The sequence below is a fragment of the Polyangiaceae bacterium genome, assembly GCA_015075635.1.
GTDB lineage: Bacteria > Myxococcota_A > Polyangia > Polyangiales > Polyangiaceae > JADJKB01.
The window spans coordinates 1,780,764-1,797,252 of the sequence record JABTUA010000003.1; the positions used below are offsets into that span (position 1 = coordinate 1,780,764).

Annotated in this window: 13 protein-coding genes; 5 read left to right on the top strand and 8 right to left on the bottom strand. The window is 69.7% G+C overall.

Annotation, left to right across the window (positions count from 1 at the left end):
- The first annotated feature begins 46 nt into the window (after window positions 1–46).
- Window positions 47–1,618, top strand: coding sequence for a hypothetical protein (locus HS104_38610; protein ID MBE7485872.1), 1,572 nt, complete (start codon window positions 47–49; stop codon window positions 1,616–1,618).
- 12 nt (window positions 1,619–1,630) lie between these two features.
- Here HS104_38610 and HS104_38615 read toward each other — a convergent pair whose 3' ends face one another.
- On the bottom strand, window positions 1,631–3,043 hold the full coding sequence (locus HS104_38615) for a hypothetical protein (GenBank protein ID MBE7485873.1): 1,413 nt from the start codon (window positions 3,041–3,043) through the stop codon (window positions 1,631–1,633).
- Between the two features lie 64 nt (window positions 3,044–3,107).
- Entirely contained in the window at window positions 3,108–3,983 is an 876-nt protein-coding gene (locus HS104_38620) for a hypothetical protein (protein ID MBE7485874.1), read from the bottom strand.
- A gap of 62 nt (window positions 3,984–4,045) precedes the next feature.
- Here HS104_38620 and HS104_38625 point away from each other — a divergent pair, with 62 nt between their 5' ends.
- Window positions 4,046–4,960, top strand: a complete 915-nt coding sequence (locus tag HS104_38625; protein MBE7485875.1) for a hypothetical protein — start codon at window positions 4,046–4,048, stop codon at window positions 4,958–4,960.
- Window position 4,961: 1 nt separating this feature from the next.
- On the opposite strand, the gene HS104_38630 is transcribed toward HS104_38625, so the two are convergent.
- The gene (locus HS104_38630; protein MBE7485876.1) at window positions 4,962–7,190 is read right to left on the bottom strand and encodes a glycoside hydrolase family 92 protein; all 2,229 of its coding nucleotides are present in this window, start codon (window positions 7,188–7,190) and stop codon (window positions 4,962–4,964) included.
- Window positions 7,191–7,271: 81 nt separating this feature from the next.
- On the opposite strand from HS104_38630, the gene HS104_38635 reads away from it, so the two are divergent.
- Complete coding sequence (locus tag HS104_38635; protein ID MBE7485877.1) at window positions 7,272–8,618, top strand: serine/threonine protein kinase; 1,347 nt, start codon at window positions 7,272–7,274, stop codon at window positions 8,616–8,618.
- Window positions 8,619–8,685: 67 nt separating this feature from the next.
- Here the strand turns inward: HS104_38635 and HS104_38640 are convergent, their stop codons facing one another.
- Window positions 8,686–8,856, bottom strand: a complete 171-nt coding sequence (locus HS104_38640; GenBank protein MBE7485878.1) for a hypothetical protein — start codon at window positions 8,854–8,856, stop codon at window positions 8,686–8,688.
- On the opposite strand from HS104_38640, the gene HS104_38645 reads away from it, so the two are divergent.
- On the top strand, window positions 8,840–9,802 hold the full coding sequence (locus HS104_38645; GenBank protein MBE7485879.1) for a WD40 repeat domain-containing protein: 963 nt from the start codon (window positions 8,840–8,842) through the stop codon (window positions 9,800–9,802). The genes HS104_38640 and HS104_38645 overlap by 17 nt on opposite strands.
- A gap of 1,073 nt (window positions 9,803–10,875) precedes the next feature.
- Window positions 10,876–11,502, top strand: a complete 627-nt coding sequence (locus HS104_38650) for a hypothetical protein (GenBank protein ID MBE7485880.1) — start codon at window positions 10,876–10,878, stop codon at window positions 11,500–11,502.
- Between the two features lie 90 nt (window positions 11,503–11,592).
- Here the strand turns inward: HS104_38650 and HS104_38655 are convergent, their stop codons facing one another.
- The 4 genes from HS104_38655 to HS104_38670 all read right to left on the bottom strand — a co-directional run bounded on the left by HS104_38655 (window position 11,593) and on the right by HS104_38670 (window position 16,484).
- A complete protein-coding gene (locus HS104_38655; GenBank protein ID MBE7485881.1) occupies window positions 11,593–12,201 on the bottom strand; it encodes a hypothetical protein in 609 nt (202 codons plus the stop codon).
- A gap of 16 nt (window positions 12,202–12,217) precedes the next feature.
- Window positions 12,218–13,546 (bottom strand): DUF1501 domain-containing protein, encoded by a 1,329-nt coding sequence (locus HS104_38660; GenBank protein MBE7485882.1) that lies wholly within the window; start codon window positions 13,544–13,546, stop codon window positions 12,218–12,220.
- 10 nt (window positions 13,547–13,556) lie between these two features.
- Window positions 13,557–15,872: a DUF1592 domain-containing protein gene (locus HS104_38665; GenBank protein ID MBE7485883.1), complete on the bottom strand. Its 2,316-nt coding sequence runs from the start codon at window positions 15,870–15,872 to the stop codon at window positions 13,557–13,559.
- A 120-nt stretch (window positions 15,873–15,992) separates the two neighbouring features.
- Window positions 15,993–16,484 carry a hypothetical protein gene (locus HS104_38670; protein MBE7485884.1) on the bottom strand — a complete coding sequence of 164 codons (492 nt, stop codon included), beginning with the start codon at window positions 16,482–16,484 and terminating at the stop codon, window positions 15,993–15,995.
- Window positions 16,485–16,489 lie beyond the last annotated feature (5 nt).

A 16,489-nucleotide genomic window follows, 5' to 3' on the forward strand; every position in this document is an offset into this window, starting at 1 on the left:
GCGGCGCGGCGCGGCGCGCGATCGGCTATCCTCTGACCGCCCCCCGATGCTCGTCGTCTCTTGCTCGCGCTGCGGCGCACCGACGCCCGTGCGCCTGGCGGAGCCAACGGCCCTCGCTTGTCTACACTGCGGATACTCCGGCGCGCCAGCCGGTGTCGCGCGCGACGCGATCGACGCGGCAGCGGAGATCTTCCGTCATCGAGACGCCACCGAGCGGCAGCTCTCCGCGCGACAGCAGAGAGCGCTGTCCCGCTCTCGCCCGGTGCAGCTTTCTCTGGTCGCCGTCCTAATGGGCACGCTCTGCCTCGGCGGGGCCTCGGTCGTCGTCTACGCCGTCGATGCCGCGACCCGCTGGCGGTTGGGGTCCGAAGTCCGAAACACGGCCTGGGTCGTCTCGTTGCTGCTCCTGGTCGCGCCGACCTTGATCGCCATCGTCGTCGCCTGGCGTGCCCACCTGCGCCTGGAGGCCCGCTGCGCGGCCATTGCCCCCGCCGCGCCAGGCGAGCCGGCGGAGTGCCGGGTGTGCGGCGCCCCGTTGCCGGCGTCGCCTGGTCGGCTCGTAGTGCGCTGTACCTACTGCCGCGCGGACAACGTCGTCTCGTCCGCTGCCATGTCGAAGCTCGTCGAACACCTGCACCGAGCGGCTTCCAGCCTGGACGAGCACATTCGGCGAGAGACCCGCGCCGCTCGCTCCCCGACACGCTGGATACTCCTGAGCCTCTTGCCCCTCGGCTTCGGCGCGCCTGCAATCTCGTTGACAGTCGTCTGGTTGCTCGTCGACCACGCCAAGTCGATCCCCGCCGAGTATGTGTCCCTCACCACTCAGAAGGGACAGTGCTTCTTCCGCGTGCACCACTCGATGCTCGGCGCCGAGTACTTCGGCAAGGACGGGGCCCGGATCTGGCGGGAAATGACGCCAGCTCGCCCAGGCGTCGAGCGCTTCCTCGCAAGCGCGTTGGTGGGGCGCGAGGTCTACGGCGAAGGCGGCAGTGTAGGCAAGGTGGAGCGAGCGAAGCCGAGCCCGTACCCGGACATGGGGTTCTACTTGGACGTACGCCACGGCGATCGCGTCGTCCCCATCGCCGCGACCGAAACCTGCCTGGTTCGATCTCCGGGGCCGAAGCTTCTCGCGCTGTTGGTCGATGACGACTCGGCGGTGGACGCGGCGGTCATGATCCTGGCTACGTCTCACGTCATCGTGGGGTTGGGGCGTTCGCTCGTCGTCGCTCCGAAGCACGGCGGCGCTTGGGTGCGGCTGCAGCTGTCGGGCGGCAGCGTCCAGGGTTTGGCGCTGCAAGGCCCCGATCTCTGGGTGGAGAGCCGCTCGCACCGGACGAAGATCCCGGGCTGGCTCGACGTGGTCTCCCGTGCGCAGCCGGGCACGACCGTTCCCGCGCCGACGACGTCCATCGAGTCGGTCGCGAGCGGAGAGCGCCGCTCGTTCGTCGAAGCCAGAGAGCGGGCCAGCTGGAGCGCGCGTCTGCCCCCGATCCCCATGCACGACAGCCTTCAGGGAGTCGCCGCGGACGAGAACGCGGCGTACTGGGTCGTGCGCACGCCTCGGAACAGCATCGGGTTTCCGCCGAGCGCGCTGCTGATCATGCGACGGGAGGACTAGATAACGGTGCCGCTAGCCCAGCCTCCGGCCGGTGCGGACGTCGAACTCGACGCGGTGGTTGGAGAAGTTCTCGAGGGCTCGGAGCCTGCTGCTGTCTTCTGCGAAGCTCACCGCCCGGAGAGCGTTGAGCCCGGCGTGCTCCTCGAGCGGCACCATCCGCCCCGTTCGGAGCTCGAACAAGCGCAGCAGCCCCGAGCCGCCGTAGTCTTCGAGGTCGTTGTCGGCGAACGCGACGAAACGCCCGCACGGGCTGACGACCGGTTCCATCGCGCGGTTCTTCTCGTAGCTGCTCCCAACGAACGGGCCGTAATCCTGCCGGCTCGACAGGTCCGTGACCATCACTGAGTGCAGGCTCGCGACGGCGCGGTACGGCGCGTCGCAGATCACGTCGGACGCCAGCCGAAACGCCGCATCCAGCCCCAGCCGCAGGCGGCGGAGGTCCGCCGCGAGCTCGCTCGGGAGGAAGCTCTCGTCACTCGGTCGCGCCCACGCCAAGGCACCGCCGCGCTCGAGCTCCAGGGGGTGTTTTGCCTCCAGCACGGCCGAGTGACGCTCCGGCGCTGCCGGCAGCGCGGCATCGCCCCTGAGCCAAGCGACGAGCTCCGTCGAGTAGGCGTCGAGGTAGGAGAGCTCCGTCAACACTCGCAAGCCCTTCGTCGCTTCGGGCCGCGGCGGTGGACGCGTCGTGACCAGATCGCCCTTCGTCAACCAGCGCCAGCGCTGCGCCAGCGCCCGCTGGTGGGCGATCGCGTCCAACCGTTGCGCGACCTCCACGACGCCGAGCTGCCCCAGCCATGGCGAGAGCCGAGCCAGCGCCTGCTCGGCGGAGGCCGTACCCGGGCGGGCGGACTCTCGGGCCTCGGCCAGGAGGGTCCTGAGCTCGTCCAAGCTCAATCCCTCCGCAGCATCGAACACCCTCCGCGCGCCAGCGAGCTCGAGCTCGTCTCCGCGCGCGATGCGCTCGAAGCGGAGGGCGTAGTCTCGGGGAACGCCCTCGGCTTGCACGAGCACTGCGAGCCGAGCCCGGAGCGCGGCCAAAGCCAACCACTCGTAGCGCTCGACGACCGAGAACAGGTCGCCGCCCGCCGACCAGCTCCGTGTGCTCTCGCTCTGGAGCGCCTCCAAGAGCTCGCGAGCGCCCAGGACCTCCGCTTCCTTTCCGGCGGACAACGTCTCGTGCCGAGCTCGGAGCTCCGCCGCGTCTGTCTCGTCGCGAACCGGGCGCAGGCCGATGGCCCCCAGCTTCGTTCCCGACGGATCGAAGTACAGGGCGGCGGGGGCCGAGCAGGCGTTGGGATCACCGCGATACGTGAACCCGGCGACTTCTCCGGCCGCGTCTCGACGAACCGTGACCATGGCGAAGGGTCCCTGGCACTCGGCGTCCGTCGCGACGGACGCCAGTGCGGCTCGAAGCTCGGGAGTCATCCCTTCGGTACTCTCTGCTCGAACGCCGCGCCTGCGCAAGCGTCGCATTTGCCGGAGCGGCCCCTCAGTCCGGCTCGAAGCACTCTGGGTAGGTGGACGGGAGCAGCGTGAAGCCGTCGTCGTCCTCCGGGGGCTCCAGATGGACGAGAGCCAGACCTGCGAGTCGCTCCTCCACGCGCTGCGCCCGCACGAAAGCGTCTTCGTCGACGCCGTACCCGCTGGACACCTCCAGACGAACTCGGTCCTCGAGGCGCTCCAGCCGAGGCGGGCCACCGGGGACGTCGCGGAGCTCCTGCATCAGGGAGCGGCGGAGCGCTTCCCATTGCGCCTCGTCACGACACTCGAGCGCGAGCACGAAATACTCGCGCTCGTCCGAGCGAGGGTGGGGCGGCTCTCGCCGCAGACGGAACCATCGCAGGCCCCGGGCCCAGCGCCGGTAGGTCGGACCCGCGAACGGGTGTGTTTGCCCGGCGCGCAGCAGCCGCAGGCGAACGCGGACCGCGGCCGCATGACGCTCTCCGACGGGAGCGCCGAGCACGGTCTCGGGAGCCGTGCCAGGCGCACTGGGGCCACCCGACGTGGCTTCGGCGGGAGCGCCGTCCAGCGCGCGCCGGCCTGCGTCGATCTCCGCGGCGAGCGCTCCGAGCAGGCGGGAGAGCTCGGCCGAGTAGGCCGCACGCGCCGCGTGATCGACGCGGGCCACGCGCTCGGGCTCCTCCTGCGCCTCGGTCCGCAGCTGGACCGCGAGCTCTTGCGCGGTCCGTTCGGCGTCGAGCATGCCGGACGCGAGCTCGTCGAGCAGGTCACGCGCGACGTCCGGGTCGCCAGATCCTCGCAGCTGCCGCGCGGTTCCGATCCAGGACTCGATGGCGCGATACCAGCCGTAGGCTCGGGGCGCCTCGCGAATGCGCTCCCGCGTGGACTCGCGCTCGGAAGACATCGTCGTTGGCGCATCGAACGCGCGAGGACGAGCCTACTCCGGTCCGTGCTAGCGTCCACTCCGTGCGCGTGAGTCTGCTCTTGTGCTCGCTGCTGCTCGTGTCCTGCGAGCCTGCGAGTCGCTCGAGGCCCCCAGCGCCGTCACCCTGGGCCGGCGGACCCGGCCCCGCGGGATGGCCCGCGGCGGCGCCGGTGCCGGCGCCGTCCAGCGGCGGAGCCAGCCCATGCGCCCCCGGGCGCGCAACGCTCGATCGCCCGGATGACAGCGCCGAGTTTCAGATCAAGGTCTTCTACGTGTTGCCCCGCGACGGCAGCGACCGTGGGCTCGACACGAACGGTACCATCGCGCGCTCGGTCTCCGCCTTCGATCGCTGGCTGCGCAGCCAGACGGGCGGAGCGGGTCTTCGCTTCGATCGCTGCGCCGGTCGGCTGGACGTCGGCTTCGCGGTCCTTGCCAAGAGCGACTCCGAAATCGCGGCCCGCGGCGCGTTCGTTCGAGAAGAGATCCAGGCAGGCCTGTCCGCGCTGGGCTTCCACCATCCGCGCAAGCTGTACCTGGCGTACTACGATGGCAGCAGTCGGCTCAGCTGTGGCGGAGGAGCGTGGCCACCCACGCTGGTCGGGCACACGGCAGCCCTCTACCTCCGGGGAGCTCCGCCGAACGCGAGGCCCTGCGCGGACAACCCGCTGGGCGCGTCGGAGTCTCAGCCCGGGTACCTGGACTTCTCCGCACTCCACGAGGCGCTGCACACCCTAGGCTACGTCGGCAGCTGTGCACCGCACCACACCCAGGCAGGCCACGTCTCCGACGACCCGCGCGACTTGATGTACGCCGGGGCCGCCGCCTGGACGCCCGAGCTCCTCGACGTGGGGCGTGACGACTACTTCGCGCATGGTCGCCCCAACTGTCCAGACCTGGCGCGCAGCGCGTTTCTGGAACCGCTGCCGGCTTCCCCGCTGGTCCCGAGTGGGTGGTAGCTCACTGCTCTGCCATCTCGAAGCGAAGCTCGCGGGCCCCGGCGAGCTCGGCGTGGGTCACGGTCCGGGTCTCGAGCGCGACGCCATCGATCGTGACGCGCTTCGGCGCGAGCCCGCGCCGAGGCGCCGGCGACGCGAGCAGGGTGAGGTCGCCGCCCGGTCGCCTCAGCACCACCTTCGGGTAGCGCGGCGCGGACACGATGTAGCGATCGGTGCCCGGGAGCGGGTAGAGCCCCGTCGCCGCGAACAGCAGCCAGGCGCTCATCGTGCCGCCGTCGTCGTTGCCCGGGATGCCGTCCACGCCGACGCCGTAGAGCTCGGTGACCGCCCAGTCCACGAACTCCCAGCTCTCGCCCGGTGAGCCCCAGGCCGCGAACAGCCACGGCGCGCCGATGTCGGGCTCGTTCGACGGCCAGTAGTGCGAGCGCACGCCCAGGATCGGCACGTCCTCGAGGCTCGCCGCGTAGAACTCTCGCAGGCGCTCGAGCGCGGCCTGCTCGCCGCCCATGACCTCTGCCAGGCCCTCCGGATCGTGCGGCACCATCCACAGGTAGTGCCAGGCGTTACCCTCGACGTAGTGGTCGTCCATCGCCGTCGGATCGCCGAACGGCACCCAGCTGCCGTCGCTCTTCTTGGCGCGGAAGAAGCCCACGCCAGGGTCGTATACGTTCGCGTAGTTCTTGCCGTGTTTGCCCAGCACGCTCTGGTCGCTCGTGCGGCCGAGCTTCTCGGCCCAGAGCGCGAGGGCGCCGTCCGCCACGGCGTACTCCTGCGTCTTGGAGACGGAGCCGCTCGACACGTCCGAGGGAACGTAGCCCTTCGCCAGGTAGTCGGGCAGATCGGCGTCGCGCCCGCCGACCGGACCGGGCGAGGGCCCGAACGCCGACACCCGGGCCAGATCGTAGGCGGCGGCCTCGTCGTCGAACGGCACGCCCTTCAGCGCGGACTCTGCCAGCACGATCTCTCCAGGTGAGCCCACCATGGTGCGCGAGTCGCCGTGAGCGATGCCCCAGACCGGCACCGCGCCCCCCTCCTTGGCCATGGCGACCAGGGACGCCGCGAAGTCGGCGTTGCGCTCGTCCTCGCTCAGGAGCAGCCAAGGGTGCGTGGTGCGATAGGTGTCCCAGAGCGAGAAGTCGTTGTAGCGGGGCCGCGAGCCCTGGGCGATCTGGCCTTGTACGTTCACGTGGCGACCATCCACGTCGCTCATCAGCGTGGGCATCAGCATCGCGTGGTAGAGCGCGGTGCCCATCACGGTGGTGTCGTAGCTCGACGCACCCCAGAGCTCGAGGCGCTCCGTCGCGGCTCGCCAGGTCTCCTCTGCGTGCCCGCGCATCGCCTCGAAGTCGAAGCTCGGAGCCTCGGCCTCCAGGTTCTTCTTCGCACCTGCTGCGTCCACGAAGCTCACCGCCAGGCGCAGCGTGGCCGTGGCGGTCCCCTCCGGAAGCTCGAGCCAGGCGCCGAGCGGGACCCCGCTCGCCGAGGTCTGCCCGGCCTTCAGGCCCGTGCCGTCGAAGGTGCCGACTGCGCTCGGCGTGACGTCCAACACGCCGCGCGCGTAGAGGTCGTACCCGCCCGCGCCCCCCGACATGTTGCCGAAGTGGCGCACGTGGGCGTCGAATCCCGCTCCGTCGAGCGTGACGTCGGCCGCCTTGATCTCGCCCTCCAGCCGGTGGTCGAGATCCAGGAGCAACACGGGCTTGCCCTGGGCGGGGAAGCTGAAGCGGAAGATCGCCGCGCGCAGGCTGGAGGTGATCTCGACGCGGATGCCGTCGGCGAGCGTGACCGCGTAGTAGCCGGGCTTGGTCAGCTCGGTGGCCTTGTCGAAGCCGATCATGTGTCCGGTCTGAGCGCGCTTCGCGTCGCTCATGCCCAGGGTCGGCAAGAGGCCGATGGCGCCGTAGTCGGGCACGCCGGTGCCTTCGAAGTGGACCAGTGAAAAAGCGCTGATCAGCGGATCGTGCGCGTAGTACCCCGCGCAGTGGTAGAAGCTCGCCGCCCCCTTCTCGCCGCGCGTGTCGGGGCTCGGGTGGATCATCGCGAAGGGCAGCGCGGGGCCCGGGTAGGTCGAGCCCACGCCGAAGCCCACGCCAGCGGTGCCGATCCGCGGGTCGATGGCGGCGAAGAGGTCGGCCCGCTCGAGCGCCGGCTCGACGCCTTCTTCGCCGTCGTAGCATCCCGCCAGAGCCGGCAGCGAGCAAAGGGCCAGGAAGTGGAAGGCTCGGCGCACGCAGCTCCGAGCGTACCACGCCGGCCTGGCATTCGGACCGCGGGGCGTGGGATGATGACCGCTCGACCAACGAGGCCGACCGTGAGTGAGAGCCAGCAGCGTTATCACGTGATCGAGCGCATCGCCGCCGGCGGCATGGCCGAGGTGTTCCGGGGCGAGAGCGCGGGAATCGAGGGCTTCCGCAAGAAAGTCGCGATCAAGCGCGTGCTGCCCAAGCTCAGCGCCAACCGCGAGTTCATCCAGATGTTCCTCGACGAAGCGCGGCTGTGCGCCTACCTGAGCCACAGCAAGTGCGTGCAGGTCTTCGACATCGGCCAGGGCAGCGGCGCGCACTTCATCGTGATGGAGTACGTGGACGGGGCGGATCTGAAGGAGGTCCTCGACTACCTCAGCGCCCACCAGATGCAGATGCGGGTGGAGGTGGCCTGTCGGGTCGCGATGGACGTGTGCGAGGGCCTCGCCTACGCGCACGCCGCCTGCGATCACCAGGGACGCTCTCTGGAGATCGTGCACCGCGACATCTCGCCGCACAACGTGCTCATCACGCGCTTCGGCGAGGTCAAGCTGGTGGATTTCGGCCTGGCCAAGGCCAGCTCCCACCTGACCGCCGAGGACGAGGACATCGTCAAAGGCAAGTTCGGCTACCTCGCGCCGGAGGTGACGATGGGGCAGAGGGCCGACCGGCGCGTGGACATCTTCGCCGCCGGCATCCTGCTCTGGGAGATGCTGGCCGGTCGCCGCCTGTTCCTGGGCGAGAGCGACGTCGAGACCTTCAAGCTGGTGCGCGCCGCCGAGATCCCCGACCCGCGCCAGTTCCGCCCGGACATTCCGGAGGCGGTGCTGCGCGTCCTCGGCAAGGCGCTCGCCAAGGACCCGGCCCAGCGCTACCAGACCGGCGACGAATACGCCCGGGACCTGGGCCTGGTGCTCAGGGGGCTCGCGAGCCCGGTCACCTACCTGGACATCGCGGAGATCGTGCGCCTGGCCGCGGACGAGCGCGCGCGTCGCCGCAAGGCGGAGGGCAAGAGTCAGGCAGGCGCCATCGGTGACGTCATCATCGACGCGCTGCACGAGTTCTCGGGATCGCCGGGCAGCCTGGCCGCGGAGGCCATGCAGGCCACGCTCGGGACGCCGGGCATCGAGGCCGGCGGAGGCAGCTTCGAGGATCCGAGCTCCTGGGGACTGGATGCGGTGTTCGAGGAGGCCGCCAAGTCGGCGCGTCAGCCAGCGCCCGCGCCCGCCGCACCGGCCGCGCCGGCTGCGCCCGCCGCACCGACTGCCGCGCCGCGTCCGCCGCCGCCCCGCGCCGCTGCGCCGCCGCCCGCCGCTGCGGGAGCGGCCCAGGCTCCTCCGCCACCGCCCCGCGAGCGCGTGAAGGAAGAGCCCAAGAAGGACGGTCCGTTCTGGCGGCGCTGGTTCGGCAGCTGACGCGTTCCGCCGGGCTGGCGCTCTGCTTCGCCGTCGCGTGCGGCGAGCGCGGGCCCCGGCAGTACCGCTACCCGCCGCCGCAGCCGCTCGCACCCACGCCGGTGGCGCAGCCCGCGCCGCCGCCGAGCGCCAGCGCTCCGCTCCCGGAGGCGCCGCGCCCGACCCCGAGCAGCGTGACCTTCAGCGTCGGGCAGCCCATCCAGTTTCGCGGCGGGCCAGCGTTGAAGCTCGCGCCCATCGCCAAGCAGACGGCGATTCACGCGCTCTCGCCGGACGCCAAGAGTTGGGTCATCGACGGGCCGGACAACACGGTGAAGCTGGTGACCCCGGCTTTCCCCCAGGGCGTGTCCCATCCCGTATGGGTGCCGAGCGCGCTGTTCTCCGACGACGGGAGCAAGGTCCTGATCTGGAGCACCAGCGATCTGGCCGTGATGGACGTGCAGAGCGGCCGGCTCCTGGGCAAGCGCGAAGGCTCCATCTGCGCTGCGCGCTTCTCGGGCGACAACGAGGTCGTCTTCCACGAGTCGAGCAAAGAGCCCAGCGCGCGCTTCTGGCGCTGGACGCTGGGAACGCCTGCCGCGCTGCCCCTGGGGCCGGGGCGCGAGGCCGACTACTGCTACGCCTCGCGCGACGGCACGAGCTGGCTCGTCGAGAGCTACGACAAGCGCTGGTACCTGGACGGCAAGAGCGGCGGCGCGCGCCCGATCAGCCCACCCGCGCAGGGTGGCGCGCTGTCCCTCGCGGGCAACCGGGCCTGCGTCGGCGACGACAACGGGTTTTCGTGCGTCCGCTACCCGGACGAGCGCACCGAGCGGGTCTGGTCCAAGCCGAGCAGCGACTACGTCGTCTTCGACAGCGCCGGCGCGCACGCGATGATCGTGTACGCCGAGGGCGCCGACGGCGTGCGCCAGAGCTACGCGCTGGTGGACTTCGGCGCGCTCACGGTGCGGCCGCTCCGAGGGGTGAAGGCCACGAGCGGCAGCATGTTCACGCTCTCACCTGGGGCGACGCTCTTGACCATCGGCAGCGGCCGCGGGCTCTTCGTCTACGACGTCGAGCGCGCCCAGACGCGCTTCGCCGCCCACCGCCCGCTCTACGGCAACCACGTGTTTCCGCACCACCCGCGCCGCGTCGTCGCCGGCACCGACGAGCCGATGGACCTGTTCCTAGTCGAGGTGCCGTAGCCGCAGCCGTCGGTCGGTGGGGCGTCGGCCAACACAGGGACTTGCCGGGGCAGGGAAGCTCCAATCAAGTCGCGCCGTAAGGTCTACCCGACACGGTGCGACCTTCGGCCTTTGGGCTTGGGGGGCGCGGCTTGCAGCTGATCCGCTGGCTACTCAGCCTGCCGCCGAGCCGTCATGATCTTTGGTGTCAGCGCCATGACCGTTCGCGAGCTCGAGCGTCCCCGGTCCGGTCGTTCGTGGGCCATCAGCCTGGCGTTCGCCCTCGCAGCGGGAGCTCTGCTGGCGGGTGCCCGCCGGTGGGGGTGGTCCCCAGCGCTGGTACGATGGTACGTGGCGGCCCCTTTCGCTATCGCTGCCGCGTCGGCCCTACTTTGGAGCCATCCGGCGAGGCGGTGGGGACCGCTGGCAGCGCTGGTAGTGACCTTTGCGGCGAGTCTGATCATCGCGATCGAGTGGTCTCTGCCGAGCCCGACTCGGGAAGCCTGGTGTCAGGGTCCTCACGCCCGTTGCCCAGACCGCCTCGTGACGCTGGCGCTGCTCGTGAGCGCGCTTGCCGCCGCGGGCCTGGGCGCTCTCTTGACCTGGCTCGTGGCCAAGCTCCGCCGGCGCCTCTCCTCGCCTCGGGACTAGGGGTGGTGTCCCCATGCACACGCCGGGCACGAAGCGCCCGACCGTGACCCAGCCCCGCTCGGTAACCGGACAGAGGGTGAGAAGCGACGCGTTCTCGGAGAGTTGAGGACGGTCACGGGCAGGGCTCTCGAGCAGGCGCAGATTCGCAATTGAGGTCAGGACGGGCCGGCGCTGGAGCGGAGGGTGTGGCTATTCGGGGGCGCTGGTGAAGCATCCGCTTGGAAGAGCGCGATCTCGGCCGCGACCACGCGGCGAGAGGTGACCAAGAGCCAAACCGCGTCGGAGTAGTGCTATGATGCGTGCTCCAGCGAGAGGGAGAAGCAATGCGGGGCTTTGGCGTAGTTGTGCTCTTGGGCGCCGGTGTACTCTCAGCAAGCGCGGGTGCACCCCGTGTGATGGCCCAGACGGTCCCAGCGGCTCCGCCGCTTGCTCCCGACCTAGCCGTGACCGGTCTGAAGCTGAACGGCGAGTTCAATCCCGGGGGCCGCGTCCAGCTCGAGGCGACCGTCACTGCCCTGGGGCACTTTCCCGGCAAGTCGCATCAGCTCGAGTACGCTTTCCAGTTCTGTCGCGAGAAAGTCTGCACCGGGGTCGTGAAGGGTTTGGCCACGTTCACGCCGGGCGCGACGACGCTGATTCAGACGGACTGGATCTCCGTCGACCCTTGGGTCGGGAAGAGCTTCGCTGGGGAAGTCGTGAAATACACTCAGTTGATGGTCTTCGTGAAGGACCCGAAGGTGCAGGAGAACTTCGCCAACAACGAGCAGTCCGTCCCCGTGAGCGCGGGAGAGCTCCCCAAAGCGCCTTACGCATACGTGAAGTTCAGCGATCGAGAGATCGACAAGCAGAACGCCGCAAAGCTGAAGGGTGTCAGCCGTGACGCGTGTTTGCTGGCCTGCTCGGCGGATCGACTGTGCAAGAGCGTGGACTACGCCCCGAAGACCGATACCTGCTACACGCAACACGTGCACCGCCAACAGGTGGGCAAGGCTTACAAGAAGTCCGCGAAGTACGATCACTACGCGCGGCCATGTCAGCTCGACGACAGCCCGAAGAAGTGCAGCACCTGAGCGTCCCGAACAGAGTGTCTTTTCGCCCCGTGCGGACGATCCGGCGAGCCGACGAGCCCGGCCGAGCACCGTGGTCTTCGACAGCGCCGCTCAATCGGTAGATGCGTCGCCGGTCGAACCGCCGCTGCCACCGGTCGAACCGCCGCTGCCGCCGGTCGCGCCGCCGCTGCCGCCGGTCGCGCCGCCGCTGCCGCCGGTCGAGCCGCCGCTGCCGCCGGTCGAGCTGCCGCTGCCGCCGGTCGAGCCGCCGCTGCCGCCGGTCGAGCCGCCGCTGCCGCCGGTCGAGCCGCCGCTGCCGCCGGTCGAGCCGCCGCTGCCGCCGGCCCCGCCGCTCGAGGCGTCGCTGCCGCCGTCTGGCTTTGAGCCGCCAGTGCCGCTCGAGCCGCCGGTGCTCGCGCCGCCGCCGCTCGTGGTGCCTCCGGCGCCGCCGCTCGGGTAGCCGCCGGAGCCGCCGAGCTGCGTGTAGCCGTCGGGGCAGACCTTCCCGGTCTCGCACACGCCGGAGACGATCTCGCCCTGGGCGTTCTCGCACAGGATGTTCGGGCAGGGGCCCATGCCGGCCACGCCGCCTCCAGCGCCGCCGCCGGCGCTCGACCCACCGCCGCCGCCGTCGCCACCCTTGGGGTTGGCGTCGCCGATCTCACCCGGGCCGCACGACGACGCCACCAGCGCGAGAGCGACCCAGAGCGATCTGTCCATCCAGCTCTCGAGTCTATCAGCCAAAGAGCGGAAGGTCCTCCCCGGGCAACGGGAACGCCTTCTCGGCCTGGCTCCCGGCGACCTGGGCCTTGATGCGCAGCGCGCGGTGGATGTGCTCGGGGCGCAGGCGCACACCGGCGTCGCCGTCCACCACGTTCAAGCTGGTCGGGTCGATGTTCTTCGGCTTCTGCGAGGCCTCCAGCGTGCCGCCGATCACGCGGTTGCCGGCGATGCCGGGGCCCATGGCCAGGAAGCTGGTGATCGACCAGTGGTCCTTGCCGCTCGCGGCGTTGGTGCCGTTGTAGTGGGGCCCGCGACCGAAGTCGCTGGCCGAGAGCACCACGACCTTGTTGGCGAGGCCGTTGGCCGAGATCTCGTCCATGATGAACGACAGCCCGAACAAGAGCTTTGCCAGCTGGCGTCGCTGGTTCGTGTCGTGGTTGCCGTGGGTGTCGAAGCCACCGATGCTGACGTTGGCGGCGACGGCGAGGCCGGACTTGAACGCGGCGATGGCGAGCTGCGCCTGCTGGAGCATGCGCTCGAGATCGCTCAGCGCGTTGCCCGGCAGGTCCACCAGCGTCGCGGGGATTTGCAGGTCCGCGAGCTCGTTCTCGGCGACCCGCGCCAGGAACAGTCCGTCCATCGAGCGCTGGATGGTGGGCAGGCGCTGGCCGCCCTGGAGGCGCGCGATGCGCTCGGCCTGCGCCTTGGCGATGCGGCTGAAGGTGTCGGTGGTGTGGTACTTGTCGCCGGCCAGATTGTTCGGGTCCACGTTGTTGGGGAACGCGATCTTCTTCAGCGTGGCCACGCTGTTCACGCGGGTGAGCGGCACGATGTTCTGCGTCGCGTCGTAGCCGCCGCTCGAGATGAAAGCCATCGGCTTCTCCGGCGCGCGGACTCCGGCGATGAGCGCGCCGAGCGCCGGGTATCCCTCGGAGATGCGACCGCACCACATGGTTCGATTGCCGGCGTCGTGATTGTTGGTGGAGGTGTCCACGCCGTTCAGCACGCAGAGCTGGGCGCCGTGCTTGTTCAGGAACGCCTCGTTGTCCATCAGGTAGCTCTCGTACCCGGTGGTGGTGTCGAGCCCCATCGCGGCGAGATCCAGCGGGATCGGCGCGTAGGGGATGTTCCCGACCTTCTTGATCTCGGTGTAGAGCCGGTTGTGGTCTTTGTTCAGCGTCGGGTTGAACATGAAGTTCGGATCCCAACCGCCGCCGGCGTTGACCATGATGTAGAAGGGGCCGCCGTAGGGGGTCGCGGCGCCTGCGTCTCGGGTGAAGACGGGAGCCGTGACGGCGAGACCAGCGAGCGCTGCGGCTTTCAGGAAGCTTCGTCGTTCCATGGCGGTCTCCTCACTCGTACAGGAAGTGGAAATCGGACATGAGGTAGGTGACCACGGCCATCCACGCGCGCACGGTGTAGTCCGGGTCCTTCTCGAGGCGCTCGGCGGTGGGTAGATCCTGGTCGGTGTAGGGGTTCTTGCGAGCCCGGCACGAGTAGACGATGTCCGCCGTCAGGGTCTTCGCGGCGATGGCCGCCTTGCCCTCGTTCCAGGTGTCCACGAAGAGCTGGTAGGTCTTGTCGAGCTCCGGGTCGCCGAGCGGCAGCGCCTCGCCCAGCACGTGGGCGTGCAGATACTGGATGTTCTTCTTGATGGCTGCCGCGCTGGTGTCCGGCGTGTCCGCGACCTCCACGTAGGGGAACAAGAAGCGCGCGGCCGGATCGTCCACGGAGAGGTCCCAGGCCGTGGTCTGGCAGGCGACCTCGTTGGCCATGCGCCAGCCCACGTTGGCCATCACGCCGTTCGGCGCGGACAGGCGCTTGGTCACGTCGTCCGAGTCGATGCCGCCGTAGAGGATGCGGTAGTCCGAGCTCAGGTAGTCGGTCTTGTAGTAGCCGACGCCCTTGCCCCAGGGGAGCCCAGTGACCGCGCGGATCTTGCGGCCCAGCACCTCGGGGATGATCAGCCGTCCGGTGCCGACGCCGGCGAGCTCGGCCGCGCGTCCTTCGCTGAGGGCCGCCTTGGTGTTCTTCCCGCGGAAGTAGGGCGAGAGCACGATGTCGCGCACGACCAGCTTCAGGTTCTGGCCTTCCTTCACGAAGGTGTCGGCGATGCGCCGGAACATCGCGTCCTGCGCCGTCCAGGCGGCGAGCTCCTCTTTGAGCGTGGGCGAGTCGGCGCTCCGCGGGTACTCGAGGGGCTCCTGCCCCGTCAGCGCCGTGTACATCGTGTACACGACCGAGAGCGAGAAGCGCGGATCCGCGACGATGCGCGCGCCCAGCCAGGGCAGCGCGGCGTCGTAGTCCTTGTTCTCCATGACCTCGCCGCCGAAGCCGGAGAGCACCATGTCGTTGTGCCAGGTGTTCTTCGGCTCGAACTTCTCCTGGTCGTTGTCGTCGTACTTCTGGAACGCGCCGGCGATGGGGTCGATCATGCGGTGGCAGACGCTACAGCTCTGATCGTTCATGGTCGGGTTCTGCACCGCCGTCGCCGCCGTCGGATCCAGCGGCCGCTCCGCGACCTTCAGGATGTCGGTGGCCAGGAAGAACTTGAAGATCATGCGCGACCGGTGCCGGTTCCGGTTGGTCGGCGTGGTCGGGAAGCGGTTCAGCCAGACCGGGCTGGACAAGACGCCGGCGTGCGGGATGGTGCCCTCGCCCAGCGCCACGATCTTCCGCTCCTGGAAGTCGGTCTCGTCCGTCTGGGAGAGGCCGTTCAGATCCGCGTTGTAGATCTTGGCGGAGAAGTAGTTCATCACCGTGTAGTCGGCGGTGACCACCTCCGAGAAGGGCTTGTCGTTCTTCACGATGTGCGCGACGAGCTCGAGCGGCTCGCGAGCGAGCGCCCGATTGACCTTGGTCTGATCCGCGGTCGGCAGCGTCTCGAACCAGGCATCCCCCGCGTTGGGGAACTGCGTCTTGTTGAGCAGATTCGCGGCGTAGCTCGAGTAGCCCAGGTAGCGGTCGGTCAGGTAGACGTCGTTGAAGATCTCCTTGATTCGGTCGAAGAAGGCGTCTTCCTTCATCATCTCGAGCAGCACGGCGGAGAGGGCGGCCTCGCCTTCGGTGACGACCTTCTCGATCTCTGCCGGCTTGGGCAGCCGGCCCAAGAGGGTGATGCTGGCCTTGCGCAGGGTGCTCAGGGCGTCGAGCTGCACCACGTCGTCGAAGGACATCGCCGAGCTGCCGCCGGCGCAGGCCTCCGTGGCCGGCAGGTTCTTCACGAACGACTCGAGCGCTTGGTGCTCGGGGCTGCCCGCCTCGAACACCACGCCGCCGCCGTGATCGATGTCGCCCAGGGGCTTGAACAGCAGGTAGCTCTTGCCGTCGTACTGCGTCTTCGCGAACTTCTTCGCCATCTCCAGGTTCGCGTCGAGGAAGCCCGGGTACGACGCGGGCAGGAGCTGAAACTTGGCGCCCTCCATCACGGCCTCGCCGTCCGGCGCGTGGCACTTGAGGCAGTGCTCGGCCATCACCGGCGCCCAAACCTTTTCCGCGAAGTACTCGCGGGTGCTCAGGCACTGGCCGGTCTGGCCGGTGCCGCCGGAGCCACCGCTCTTGCCCGGATCCGAGTCGCTGCTGCAGCCGAAGCCCGTGAGCCCCGCGGCCGCGGCCGCGCCCAAGAGGCCCGCCAGCCAGCCGGGGTTCCGCCGAAGAGGTTCTCGCATCTGATTCCTCCGGTTGGGCGGGCTCTCGGCAACAAGAGCCCGCCAGACTAGATAACGCTACGGAACCAGAGAGATGACGTCAATCAAGTCCGACAACGTCGGCTGATGTGCGCGTGATCTCTAGCGACGCGGCGCATTACGCCGGCGAACGCGCGCGCCGAGCGCGAGCGCGACGCCGAGCGCGAGCAGGAGGGCGTGTCCGTCGAGGGCGCCGCTTGGCTCGACGCGCGCGCCGCAGCCGTACTCCGGGCCGCACAGATCGCCGGCGCCGGCGACGTTCGGATCGCGGCCCGCCGCGAGCTCGGCGATGTCGTCCATGCCGTCGCCGTCGCTGTCTTTCGGCGCCGCCTTCAGCTTGGCTGCCGCGGACTTCACCAGCGACTCGTCTTCGCCGTCGAGCCCTTCTTCGATCATCGCGTCCGCGAAGGGTTTCACCGCCGTCCCGGCGCCGCCGTTCATGGTCAGGTGGCAGACCGTACAGGGCGGGGGGCAAGGCGCGCCCGTCGCGGTGCGAAGCGCCGCCGGGTATTCGTCGGAGGCCACCGCGGGCGCGGCCCAAGCGAAGAGGGCGAAGGTGCCGACGCAGAGACCGAGGATTCGCTTCGAGGTCATGGCGA